This is a genomic window from Colidextribacter sp. OB.20 (assembly GCF_009911595.1).
Classification (GTDB): domain Bacteria; phylum Bacillota; class Clostridia; order Oscillospirales; family Oscillospiraceae; genus Lawsonibacter.
Genome location: NZ_QWKG01000025.1, coordinates 1 through 12,258, shown reverse-complemented (window position 1 = coordinate 12,258; position 12,258 = coordinate 1). Strand labels below are relative to the sequence as shown.

Genomic DNA, 12,258 nt, shown 5'->3' with positions numbered 1-12,258 from the left:
TACGGCTCTGGAAGGGCCGCAGATTAAGAAAAAGGGGTTATACCGCCATGACCTACAAAGAGGAATTTATCATCTTTATGGTGCGCTCCGGCGTACTCACCTTCGGGGACTTCACCACCAAGTCGGGGCGAAAGACCCCCTACTTCGTCAACACCGGCAACTACAAAACAGGGGCCCAGGCCGCCAGGCTGGGGGACTACTACGCCGCCTGTGTTCAGGAGAACCTGCCCGAGGGGATCGACTGCCTCTTCGGCCCGGCCTATAAGGGCATCCCCCTGGCCGTGTCCGCCGCAGCGTCCCTCTATCGGAGCTATGGCCGGGACCTGCCTTACTGCTTCAACCGCAAGGAGGCCAAGGACCACGGCGAGGGCGGGGCCATGGTGGGGTACAAGCCCCAGGACGGGGACCGGGTGGCTGTCATTGAGGATGTGGTCACCGCCGGCACCGCCGTCCGGGAGTCCATTGAGCTGTTCAAGCACGTGGCCAAGGTGGACATGAAGGCCCTTTTTGTCTCGGTGGACCGGATGGAGCGGGGCACCCGGGACTGCTCCACCCTGGACGAGCTGCGCCAGGACTACGGCATCCAGGTGTACCCCATCGTCACCGTCCGGGAGGTGATCTCCTTCCTGCACAACAACCCGGTGGACGGGAAGGTCTATATTGACGACGCCATGAAGGAGAAGATGGAGGCCTACCTGGCCGAATACGGGGCCAAATAAGGAGGAATGCCGGTATGTGCTTTGACAAGGCGGACTATTACTACAAAAAGGCCATGGAGGCCTACTGCCAGGCATATCGAAAGAAAGCGGACGCTCTCACCGACGATGACCATGACGAGATCGTCCGGTGGGCAGGCAATCACATTGGATTTTTCCTCACCTGGATAATCCGGAAGGGGTTTGAGGGGGAACTCCACAAGGAGCTCCCCCAGGCCCTGGAGGAGGTCAAGACCGGCAAGCTGCCGGGGGTGGACTTCTTCCTGCGGTACTGCGACGGAAAATTCTGGGATGAGGACCTGTGCCCGGAGATTCTGCCCTTTGTGGTGCGGTACTATGATGGCGGCCAGTATTGGAAGGACTACGTGGAGTGGGTAATCACTGTCCTGTGCGACCTGCCTCTGGAGTTTGTGGGCAGCTGGGAGGACTACCTCCGGTTCGAGCCTGTGCTGGATCAAGCCTATCAGGATTACCAGGACGATATGGAGGGCTGAGATGAACTTCATCGACCGGGCTCTGGCCCAGGGGGAAGGCTTAACCCCGGACGATTTCCTCCAGGCTATGGCGGATATCTACAAGGAGCCCCAGGTCTGGCGAGAGCTGGACCGATATCCCCAATACATCCAGGATGTCATTTATATCATCGACTACGACACCGAGGTGCAGATGGAGGGGCTGGACGGCTGCGCGGCCAGCCCCCGTGTGGAACAGTATATTCAGGCCCTGCTGAATTGCGGGGCGGCCGCCGAGGCGGAGATTTTAAAGCGGGCGGGTGAGCTGAGCGGCCCGGATTATGAGGACGAGGCGGTTGACGCGGAGATGGATATTCTCTGTCAGCAGATTGCCCTCAATCAAGATTATGACGCCTTTTGGGACTTGGTACGAGGATATATTGAGCGGTCACGAGGGGATTAAAGGAGTTGTGAGGCCATGCCGGAGAAAAAGATATCCATCCACACCGGCCACCGGAAGCGGTTGAAGGAAGAATTTCGCACCCGGGGGATCGAGGGCTGGACCGACCACAAGGTGTTGGAGCTGATTTTGGGCTTCGGCATTCCCCAGGGGGATGTGAACCCCCTGGCCCACGAGCTCATCGACCGCTTCGGCTCCCTGTCCGGCGCGCTGGACGCCCTGCCCGAGGAGCTGATGAAGGTGAAGGGGATGGGGGAGCACTCGGCTACCATGCTCAAGCTGTTCCCTGCGGTGCTGGGGCGCTATTTGGAAGGCCGCACCGGCCCGGGGCAGATCGTCCACACGGTTCAGGAGGCAGGGCATGTTCTGGCGCCTTACCTCTACGGCGCCCGGAACGAGATGGCCTATATTTTGTGTCTGGACGCCAAGGCGAAGGTGCTGGGAGTCCGAAGAATTTCAGAGGGCAACAACAGCAACTCTTCTGTTGCCATCCGCCGGGTGGCGGAGGAGTGTCTGGCCCTGCGGGCCTCCCTCTGCTACCTGGCCCACAACCATGTCAGCGGCGTTGCCCTGCCCTCCCCGGAGGACATGAACACCACTGCTGTCATCCGCTCTGCTCTGGACCCCCTGGGCGTGCGGCTGGTGGACCACCTGGTTTTTGTGGATGGCGACCTGGTGTCTACCCGGGAGACCGCCGCCAGCGGAAAAAAGGGCGGCTACCGCATGGTTTATCCCGGCCAGCAGTGAAAAATTTGTTCGATTTCCTCTTGATGTGGAACGTTAGTTCTGCTATAATATAAGCCTCCCTTGAAGAAGGGAGGGGGACCGCCGGGGGAAGCCCGGTGGTGGAGGGGTCCCTCGAAGAAACCCCCAGTCATTTGCTTCGCAAATGCCAGCCCCCTTTATGAAAGGGGGCCTTTCGGCGTAAATTGGATCGGTGAGGTGAAACCCATGCCCAAATTTGAAGTAGTCTCCGAATACACCCCCAGCGGCGACCAGCCGGAGGCCATTGAGGCCCTGTCCAGCGGCATCGAGATGGGGCTGGATGAGCAGACCCTCCTGGGGGTCACCGGATCGGGCAAGACCTTCACCATGGCGAAGATCATCGAGAAGGTCCAGCGGCCCACCCTGGTGCTGGCCCACAACAAGACCCTGGCCGCCCAGCTGTGCGCCGAATTTAAGGAGTTTTTCCCCAACAACGCGGTGGAGTACTTCGTGTCCTACTACGACTACTACCAGCCCGAGGCCTATATCCCCCATACCGACACCTTTATTGAGAAGGACTCCTCCATCAACGAGGAGATCGACCGGCTGCGCCTGTCCGCCACCGTCTCTCTGCTGGAGCGGCGGGACGTGATTGTGGTGTCCTCGGTGTCCTGCATCTACGGCCTGGGCGAGCCGGAGGATTTTGGGCAGCTGATGGTCTCACTCCGGGTGGGGGCGGCGCTGGAGCGGGATGAGCTGCTGAAAAAGCTGGTTGCCATCCGCTACGAGCGCAACGACATCGCCTTTGACCGAAACATGTTCCGGGTCCGGGGAGACACGGTGGAGGTCTGGCCCGCCTACTGGAAGGACACCGCCATCCGGGTGGAGTTCTTTGGGGACGAGATCGACCGCATCAGCGAGATCAACGTGGTCACCGGCTCGCCCATCCGCCGGCTTCAAAACATTCCCATCTGGCCCGCCACCCACTATGTCACCCCCAAGGAGAAGATGGACGCCGCCATCCAGGAGATCTATCAGGAGATGGAGGAGCGGGTGGCCTTCTTTGAGTCGGAAAACAAGCTCATCGAGGCCCAGCGCATCAAGCAGCGCACCATGTATGACGTGGAGATGATGCAGGAGCTGGGCTACTGCTCGGGCATTGAGAACTACTCCCGGGTCATTGAGGGCCGTCCGGTGGGCTCACCGCCCAACACCCTTCTGGACTATTTCCCCAAGGACTTTGTCCTGTTCATCGACGAGAGCCATGTCACGCTGCCCCAGGTCCGGGCCATGTACAACGGCGACCGGGCCCGAAAGACCACCCTGGTGGACTATGGCTTCCGCCTGCCCTGCGCCTACGACAACCGGCCCCTGAGATTTGAGGAGTTCGAGAAGCGGGTGAACCAGATTGTCTACGTCTCCGCCACCCCGGGGGAGTATGAGCGCACCCGGTCGGGGCAGATTGTGGAGCAGGTCATCCGGCCCACCGGCCTGCTGGACCCGGTGATTGAGGTCCGGCCGGTGGAGGGGCAGATCGACGACCTCATCGGCGAGATCAACACCCGCACCGCCCGGGACGAGCGGGTGCTGGTGACCACCCTCACCAAGCGGATGGCCGAGGACCTGACCACCTACCTCCAGGGGGCGGGGATCAAGGTGCGGTACATGCATCACGACATCGACGCCATGGAGCGCATGGAGATCATCCGGGACCTGCGGCTGGGCACCTTCCACGTGCTGGTGGGCATCAACCTCCTGCGGGAGGGCCTGGACCTGCCCGAGGTGTCTCTGGTAGCCATCCTGGACGCCGACAAGGAGGGATTCCTCCGCAGCGAGACCTCCCTCATCCAGACCATCGGCCGGGCCGCCCGAAACGCCCAGGGCATGGTGGTTATGTACGCCGACACCGTGACTCCCTCTATGGCCCGGGCCATCGACGAGACCCAGCGCCGCCGGGAGAAGCAGGACGCCTTCAACAAAGCCCACGGCATCGTTCCCAAGACCATTATCAAGTCGGTGCGGGACCTGATGAGCATCTCCGCCGGCGAGGACACCGCCGAAAAGCGGGGCGAGGTCCAGGGCCTCACCAAGCAGCAGAAGGCCGAGCGGATTGCCCGGCTGGAAAAAGAGATGCGCGAGGCGGCGAAAATGCTGGAGTTCGAGCTGGCCGCCGCCCTGCGGGACCAGATCATAGAACTGCGGGGGAAGTAGGGCCGTTGGGCGGAAGTTCCAAAGCGAGGAAGAAACCTGCCTGGAGGCCATACATGAATGCCTGTGCGCCCCAGTCCCTTTTCATGCTGTTTAACAGGTCCAGGGATAACAGACGCTCATGGTTGGACAGCGTCTGAGCATAAGCCAGCCACTCCCGTTTTTGACATTGGTATGATTCAGACATAGCTTCATCTTCGAACATGGGCGCGGCATAGTTGTCATAGAGCCATTGACAAAAATAGTCATAGAAGTATCCTCCTCAACAAAAGATAGAAAATATCGCGTCGAAAACCATCGTTATTTGATTATTGTAGCAGATGTTTTTTGACGTGTCAAGGGGTTTTATTTATGAAGGATAAATTAAAATTAGAAGTGTTTGCTGTGCGCCTTCGGGAGCTGCGACAAGAAAAGCATATGACACAGAGACAGATGGGAGACCTGATGGGGATCACAGAGCGAAATTATCAGCGCTGGGAGAAGGGAGAGGTCAATGCGTCGGGCACCGCCTTGATTTTTCTGGGCGACTTTTTTGGCGTCTCCGCTGATTACCTCCTGGGCCGGACAGAGAACCGGGAAATCAACCGATGATATTGTTTTCAGGTGATGTGTCAAGGGGTATAAAATGGAATTGTTAAAAATTATGGGAAATAGGTTGAAAGCTCTCCGGGAGGGGAGCCATTTGAAGCAAAAGGATATGGCGGAGTTGCTGGATTGCACACCGAGCCATTATCAAAAGATCGAATATGGAAAGGTAAATGTTTCCGTGTCAATGCTTGATTTTCTGGCGGAGCATTTTGGCGTCTCCACTGATTACCTCCTGGGCCGGACAGAGAACCGGGAGATTAACCGCTGACGCGGTATGGCGGCGTAATAATCAAGAGGGGGAGATTCTATGGGCGGATTGATTATTGTAGTCATGTGGCCCATGATCCTGCCAATCGCAATTTTGTATTTTTTGGATATCGCCCTGAACCTGTTCGCCCCCATCCTGCTGGGGCTGAACATCGCCGGCCTGGCGGGGCTGCTTCTGGTCCGCTGGCTGTGGAAGCGGAGCGGCACCATGGACCGGGCCTATCTTGACGGCCTGACCGGCTGGAGAGGGACCCTCCTGCGCGGCCTGCGGTGGGTGCTGTGGATCTGCATCATCTGGGAGGTCCTGCTGGCGGCCTTTTTCGCGGCCTATCTGGCCTGGGAGCATGGACTGCTGTGAGGGGCCGGCTTTTGGACCCGCCGCAACGAAAACAAAACCGCCTGCTGGGTTACAATTACAACCGGCCGGGGTATTATTTCATTACGGTTTGTATTAAAAAACATGTAGAAATGTTGGGCAGGGTTGTGCGAGAATGTAGGGGCGCACATTGTGCGCCCGCAAACGTGCAACTTTCTGACATTGGTCATGTTGTGGAGAACGCCATTTTACAGATACCCAAACACCATGGAGATGTTCGTGTAGACAAATACGTTATTATGCCCAATCATATTCATTTAATTTTGGTGTTGGGATGGGAGAACGGGCGCACAATGTGCGCCCCTACACGCCGGTCCTCCATTCCTGGGATCCTGCACGGGATGAAAGAAGCTGTCACAAAAACGATTGGTTTTCCCATATGGCAAAAGAGTTACCACGACCACATCATCCGCGGCGAGGCGGATTACCGGCGGATATGGGAATACATCGAGACCAATCCCGCGAAATGGCGGGAAGACTGTTATTATGAGGAAGGTAAATAAGATGGCAAAGCAGAAAGATGAGAAAACCAACGTCATGCGGGTTTTGGAGCAGAAGAGCGTCCCGTACACCGCCCACACCTACGACCCGGACGCCGGGCTGGACGGGGTGAGCGTAGCCAGGCAGCTGGGCCGGGACCCGGAGACGGTGTTCAAGACCCTGGTGGCTCGGGGGGCCTCCGGGGGGCTGTATGTATTCGACATCCCGGTGGAGGCCAGTCTGGACCTGAAAAAGGCGGCGAAGGCGGTGGGGGAGAAGTCCATCGCCATGATCCACCAGAAGGAGCTGCTTCCCCTGACGGGCTACGTCCACGGGGGCTGTTCCCCGGTGGGGATGAAAAAGCAGTACCCCACCGTATTTGACGAGACGGCGGAGCTGATTGACACCATCGTGGTGTCCGCCGGGAAGATCGGCTTTCAGGTGGAGCTGGAGCCCGCCGCGCTGATGGCGCTGGTAGGGGCGTCCACTGCGGACCTGAGCGTTTGAAAGGAGAGCGTATGCTGGGTGCTTGGAGAGAGATGTCCTGGTATCGCCGCATTTTGCTGATTGTTCTGGCTGTGATGATTGCAGGCTTTGGGATTGCCACCCTTGCCGCGGGCGGCCGTGAGGGGATGGAATACCGGGACACCCTGCTCCGTTTCACGCAGGAGGGGGAGGTGCGCCGCTACACCGGCAGAGTCGATGGAAAGCGGGCGGAGTTCACCGTCCGACCCGGCGGGAGGGTGGAGTACCGCTGGGGGGAGGAGGTCTACGGCCCCTACCAGGTGGCGGAGGACCCCTCCGCCGCCCCTGAGCGATACATGACCGGTCTGGAGATTCGCCAGGGGGATCAGATACTCTTTCGGGGCGGGCTCTCCAGCGGGATGTGGCCGATCCTGTACGGCGAAGACGGAGAGCCCACCGAAATACTGAACATCACCTACAGCACATCAGGGGGGAAGGTCTATGATTCCAACGGACGGGAGCTGACCCTCCGGGACCTCCACGAGCCTGGCCTGACCACCGTGGCGAAGCTGGTCCTCCAGATGCCCGAGCTGACCCATCGGGGCAGCTTTGCCCTGTACCTGCTGGTGACCCTGCTGGCAGCTTTCAACATCTTCCAGATTTGCTGTCCCGGCCTCATGTTCCGCTGGAGCATCATGTGGCACGTCCGGGACCCGGCGGCGGCGGAGCCCTCAGAGTGGTACATCTTTATGGAACGGGCCGAGTGGGTAATTTTGACCGGCGTAGCCGCCGTGCTCTACTGGCTGGCCCTGACGACGATCAATTAGGAGGAAATTATGGCGAGCAACCCTGATTTTGTCAACTATATCTGCGAGCAGCTGGAGGGGCTGGGGGCCGTCCGGTCCCGGAAGATGTTCGGGGAGTATATGGTCTACCTCAACGACAAGCCGGTAGTGATTATCTGCGGCGACCGGCCCATGGTGAAGATGCTGCCCTGTCTGGAGGAGCTCCTCCGGGGCCGCCCCACTGAGCCGCCCTACGAGGGGGCCAAGAACCACTACCTTCTGGACCCGGACGACCGGGACACCCTGCGCCAGGCGGTCCGCCTGGCCGAGGAGGTCACCCCCCTGCCCAGGAAGAAGGCCCCCAAAAAGAAGGACCCGGCCCAAGCGGAGGGCCCGGTGCCCTGGGACGTGGCCTGGCCCCAGCATACGAAGCCCGCCCTGTCCGACATTGGGGCCTGGGTGAACAACCCCCTTCTGGAGGAGCTGGCGGACTGGATGAAGGAGACTTATCAGCTGGAGCCCTCCATCGAGTTCAGCCGGTGCTCCATGGACCGGGGATGGAACGTGAAATATAAAAAGGGGAGCAGGGCCTTGTGCGCCCTCTATGTCCGCTCTGGCTGGTTCACCGCCATGGTGACCCTGAGGGCCAAGGAGGTGGCCGGGCTGGAGACCCTTCTGCCCACCTTCTCCGCCCCGTTCCGCAAGCTGTATGAAGAAACCCCGCCCTTCAACGGCGGCAAGTGGCTGGTGATGGATGTAAAAAAGCCGGAGCAGCTGGAAGAAGTTCAGCGGCTGATTCTGATGAAGGCAAAGCCCCCGCGCAATGCCACGTAAAGGGAGGTGCCGGGAGATGAAAATACGTTTTTCTGCTATACTGCTCAGCGCAATCCTGCTTCTGTCCGCCTGCGGACCCGTGCCGAAGGAGGGGGCGGTCTCATCGGGGACCTCGGCCTCCGTCTCAGAGCCGGAGGCTATCGTGCCCGCCTACTTCGGGGATTGGGCGGTGACCGCCTGTCTGGGGACTGCCCCAACCTGCGCCATGAGCCAGGAGGAGCTGAACGCCTGCGAGGGGCTGGCCGTCTCCTATAAGGAGGACAGCTTCACGGCTGAGGGGATCACCTGTGAATTTCTGCCCGGCACAGCCTACGCCGAGGATATCGTCACGGCGGAGGGCTTCGAGACTGCCTGCGGGCTGGCCCCCTCCGAGCTGGGGGCGTCGGCCTCCATGCTGCTCCACGTCACGGTGAATATTGAGGGGAATATCGGCCAAAACCGGCTTCTGGGCCGGGACTTCTTTGTCCTGGGCAGCGACAGTCTGCTTATCTACTGCGACGGTGCCTTCTTCCAGGCGGAGCGGGCGGAGTAAGGGGGGCGGGCACGATGGCCTTTATGGCGCTGTTCGGATGGATATTTCTGCTAATGATTCCGGCCTTTTATATCGGTATGGCTTTGGAGGCGGTTCTGACTTGGGCTGCGGCCCATGTCCTTTTGCTCAATGTGATTCTGGTCCTTCTGCTGGTGCCGAATCTGCTGATTCTTTGGATCCTGTTGAAAATCCGGGCGAAATGGAAGCGGGAAGGGAAGCTGAAGGCGTCCTATGCCAGACGAGACCCGACTTTAAAAGGTTTCTTGGGCCGTTTCACTCTGTTTTGCGGGCTGGCCTGGGAGTTTTTTGTCGTCATTGCCTTCCTGGCACTTTTGATTTTTCAGCCTATTCCCCGTTTGGCGGGTATACTTCTGTAAACTCGATATTTGCGTACAAGGAGAACAACTGTTATGCACACACACATTTCCGTCAAGGGCGCACGGGTGAACAACCTGAAAAACATCGACGTGAAGATTCCACGAGACAAGCTGGTGGTCCTCACCGGGCTGTCGGGCTCAGGCAAATCCTCCCTGGCCTTCGACACCATCTACGCCGAGGGCCAGCGGCGGTATGTGGAGTCGCTGTCCTCCTACGCCCGGATGTTCCTGGGCCAGATGGAGAAGCCCGATGTGGACTACATCGACGGCCTGTCCCCGGCCATCTCCATCGACCAAAAGACCACCAGCAAGAACCCCCGGTCCACCGTGGGCACGGTGACGGAGATCTACGACTATCTGCGCCTGCTCTGGGCCCGGGTGGGCACCCCCCACTGCCCCATCTGCGGCAAGGAGATCAAGCAGCAGACCATCGACCAGATCATCGACCAGGTCCTTGCCCTCCCCGAGGCCACCCGCATCCAGGTGATGGCCCCGGTAATCCGGGGGAAGAAGGGGGAGCACGCCAAAATTTTTGAGGACGCCCGGAAGTCGGGCTACGTCCGTGTCCGGGCGGACGGCTCCCTCTACGACCTCAGCGAGGAGATCAAGCTGGACAAGAACAAAAAGCACCACATTGAGATTGTGGTGGACAGGCTGGTCATCCGGGAGGACATCGCCCGCCGACTCACCGACAGCGTGGAGGTGGCCTCCAACCTGGCGGGAGGGCTGGTGGTGGTGAACATCGTGGGGGAGGACCGGGACATCATGTTCTCCCAGAACTACGCCTGTGAGGACTGCGGCGTGTCCATTGAGGAGCTGTCCCCCCGGATGTTCTCCTTCAACAATCCCTTCGGGGCCTGTCCCACCTGCACTGGCCTGGGCTCTCAGATGAAGATCGACCCGGAGCTGATTATCCCCAACGGGGACCTGTCCATTGTGGAGGGGGGGATTACCGCCTCCGGGTGGAACAACATCAAGTCCGACGGCATCTCCCGGATGTACTTCGACGCCCTGTCCAAAAAATACAAGTTCAAGCTGAACACCCCGATCAGGGATTTGCCCAAGGAGGTCATGGACGTGATCCTCTACGGCACCAACGGGGAGAAGCTTACCCTCTACTACGACCAGCCCCGGGGGAAGGGCACCCTGTACCAGCCCTTCGAGGGCATCATCAACAACCTGGAGCGCCGCTACCGGGAGACCCAGTCGGACGCCATGAAGCGGGAGCTGGAGGAGTGCATGTCCCAGTGCCCCTGCCCCGCCTGTCAGGGCCGGCGGCTGAAAAAGGAGTCCCTGGCCGTCACGGTGGGGGGGCTGGATATCGACAGCTTCTGCCGCAAGAGCGTCACCGAGGCCCTGGACTTCATGGAGGGGCTGGTCCTCAACGAGACCCAGACCATGATCGCCTCTCAGATTTTGAAGGAGATCCGCAGCCGCCTGGGCTTCCTCCAGTCGGTGGGCCTGCAATATCTGACCCTCTCCCGGGAGGCGGGCACCCTCTCCGGCGGCGAGAGCCAGCGCATCCGCCTGGCCACCCAGATCGGCTCCTCCCTGATGGGGGTGCTCTATATCCTGGACGAGCCCTCCATCGGCCTGCACCAGCGGGACAACGACAAGCTCCTCCAGACCCTGAAGGAGCTGCGGGACCTGGGCAACACCCTCTTAGTGGTGGAGCACGACGAGGACACCATGCGGGAGGCCGACTATATCATCGACGTGGGCCCCGGTGCGGGGGTGAACGGGGGCACCATCGTGGCCGCCGGCACCCCGGAGGAGGTCATGAGCAATCCCGCCTCCATCACCGGGGACTACCTCACCGGGCGGAAAAAAATCCCCGTTCCGTCGGAGCGGCGGAAGGGGAGCGGGCACTATTTAAAGGTGTTCGGCGCGGCGGAGCACAACCTGCGTCAGGTGGACGTGGATTTCCCTCTGGGGACCTTCACCTGCGTCACCGGGGTGTCGGGGTCAGGAAAATCCTCTCTGGTGAACGAAATTCTCTTCAAGAAGCTGGGGGCCGACCTGAACCGCACCAAGACCCGGGCGGGAAAGCACCAGCGCATCGAGGGGGAGGAGTTCCTGGACAAGGTCATCAATATCGACCAGTCCCCGATTGGCCGCACCCCCCGGTCCAACCCGGCCACCTATACCAACCTGTTCAGCGATATCCGGGACCTGTTCGCTTCCACCCCCGACGCCAAGAGCCGGGGCTACGGCCCGGGCCGGTTCTCCTTCAACACCCGGGGGGGCCGGTGCGAGGCCTGCACCGGCGACGGACTGCTCAAGATTGAGATGCACTTCCTCCCGGACATCTACGTCCCCTGCGAGGTGTGCAAGGGCAGGCGGTACAACCGGGAGACCCTGGAGGTGCGGTACAAGGGGAAGAACATCTACGAGGTCCTGGAGATGACGGTGGACGAGGCCCTGCCCTTCTTCGAGAACATCCCCAAGATTTACAACCGCCTCAAGACCCTGGAGGAGGTGGGCCTGGGCTATGTGAAGCTGGGCCAGCCCTCCACCGAGCTGTCCGGCGGCGAGGCCCAGCGGGTGAAGCTGGCCACCGAGCTGTCCAAGCGCTCCACAGGGAAAACCATCTATATTTTGGACGAGCCCACCACCGGCCTGCACTCCGCCGACGTCCACAAGCTCATCGAGGTGCTCCAGCGGCTGGTGGAGGGGGGCAACACGGTGGTGGTCATCGAGCACAACCTGGATGTGATCAAAACCGCCGACCATATCATCGACCTGGGCCCCGAGGGGGGCGACGGCGGCGGACAGATCGTCTGCACTGGCACCCCCGAGGAGGTAGCCGCCTGTCCCGGCTCCTATACGGGGCAGTACCTGAAGAAGCTGCTCTAAAAAAGCCTCCCCCCTTGTGGGGGAGGTGTCGGCGGCGAAGCCGCTGACGGAGGGGGGCGGCAGTTCTGCCCCCGTCCCCCGCAGGAAAAAGCCTCCCTTCGAGAAGGGAGGTGGCATTTGCGAAGCAAATGACGGAGGGTTTTCCCAATCGAAACGT

15 protein-coding genes are annotated in these 12,258 nt (G+C 60.2%); all 15 read left to right on the top strand.

Translation table 11 applies throughout. The annotated features are described in order from the left end of the window. Window positions 1-47: 47 nt before the first annotated feature. The 15 genes from pyrE to uvrA all read left to right on the top strand — a co-directional run bounded on the left by pyrE (window position 48) and on the right by uvrA (window position 12,101). Complete coding sequence (pyrE, locus tag D1641_RS07980) at window positions 48-719, top strand: orotate phosphoribosyltransferase (protein ID WP_160664454.1); 672 nt, start codon at window positions 48-50, stop codon at window positions 717-719. Between the two features lie 14 nt (window positions 720-733). Further along, the gene (locus tag D1641_RS07975; RefSeq protein WP_160664452.1) at window positions 734-1,210 is read left to right on the top strand and encodes a hypothetical protein; all 477 of its coding nucleotides are present in this window, start codon (window positions 734-736) and stop codon (window positions 1,208-1,210) included. A 1-nt stretch (window position 1,211) separates the two neighbouring features. Further along, complete coding sequence (locus tag D1641_RS07970) at window positions 1,212-1,631, top strand: hypothetical protein (protein WP_160664450.1); 420 nt, start codon at window positions 1,212-1,214, stop codon at window positions 1,629-1,631. A 15-nt stretch (window positions 1,632-1,646) separates the two neighbouring features. After that, complete coding sequence (locus D1641_RS07965; protein WP_201757299.1) at window positions 1,647-2,375, top strand: JAB domain-containing protein; 729 nt, start codon at window positions 1,647-1,649, stop codon at window positions 2,373-2,375. Between the two features lie 204 nt (window positions 2,376-2,579). Continuing rightward, window positions 2,580-4,544: an excinuclease ABC subunit UvrB gene (gene uvrB / locus D1641_RS07960; RefSeq protein ID WP_160664448.1), complete on the top strand. Its 1,965-nt coding sequence runs from the start codon at window positions 2,580-2,582 to the stop codon at window positions 4,542-4,544. Window positions 4,545-4,892: 348 nt separating this feature from the next. Further along, the gene (locus D1641_RS07955; RefSeq protein WP_201757298.1) at window positions 4,893-5,132 is read left to right on the top strand and encodes a helix-turn-helix transcriptional regulator; all 240 of its coding nucleotides are present in this window, start codon (window positions 4,893-4,895) and stop codon (window positions 5,130-5,132) included. Window positions 5,133-5,166: 34 nt separating this feature from the next. Further along, entirely contained in the window at window positions 5,167-5,397 is a 231-nt protein-coding gene (locus tag D1641_RS07950; RefSeq protein ID WP_160664446.1) for a helix-turn-helix transcriptional regulator, read from the top strand. Between the two features lie 39 nt (window positions 5,398-5,436). Beyond that, window positions 5,437-5,754 (top strand): hypothetical protein, encoded by a 318-nt coding sequence (locus tag D1641_RS07945; RefSeq protein WP_160664444.1) that lies wholly within the window; start codon window positions 5,437-5,439, stop codon window positions 5,752-5,754. A gap of 11 nt (window positions 5,755-5,765) precedes the next feature. Next, complete coding sequence (locus D1641_RS07940; RefSeq protein WP_160664442.1) at window positions 5,766-6,275, top strand: transposase; 510 nt, start codon at window positions 5,766-5,768, stop codon at window positions 6,273-6,275. A 1-nt stretch (window position 6,276) separates the two neighbouring features. After that, a complete protein-coding gene (gene ybaK, locus D1641_RS07935) occupies window positions 6,277-6,759 on the top strand; it encodes a Cys-tRNA(Pro) deacylase (protein WP_160664440.1) in 483 nt (160 codons plus the stop codon). A gap of 11 nt (window positions 6,760-6,770) precedes the next feature. Beyond that, the gene (locus D1641_RS07930; protein WP_160664438.1) at window positions 6,771-7,544 is read left to right on the top strand and encodes a hypothetical protein; all 774 of its coding nucleotides are present in this window, start codon (window positions 6,771-6,773) and stop codon (window positions 7,542-7,544) included. A gap of 9 nt (window positions 7,545-7,553) precedes the next feature. Further along, entirely contained in the window at window positions 7,554-8,336 is a 783-nt protein-coding gene (locus D1641_RS07925; protein WP_160664436.1) for a DUF3788 family protein, read from the top strand. A 16-nt stretch (window positions 8,337-8,352) separates the two neighbouring features. Next, window positions 8,353-8,868 carry a hypothetical protein gene (locus D1641_RS07920; protein ID WP_160664434.1) on the top strand — a complete coding sequence of 172 codons (516 nt, stop codon included), beginning with the start codon at window positions 8,353-8,355 and terminating at the stop codon, window positions 8,866-8,868. Window positions 8,869-8,882: 14 nt separating this feature from the next. Then, a complete protein-coding gene (locus D1641_RS07915) occupies window positions 8,883-9,245 on the top strand; it encodes a hypothetical protein (RefSeq protein WP_160664432.1) in 363 nt (120 codons plus the stop codon). A 33-nt stretch (window positions 9,246-9,278) separates the two neighbouring features. Continuing rightward, window positions 9,279-12,101: an excinuclease ABC subunit UvrA gene (gene uvrA, locus D1641_RS07910; RefSeq protein ID WP_160664430.1), complete on the top strand. Its 2,823-nt coding sequence runs from the start codon at window positions 9,279-9,281 to the stop codon at window positions 12,099-12,101. Window positions 12,102-12,258 lie beyond the last annotated feature (157 nt).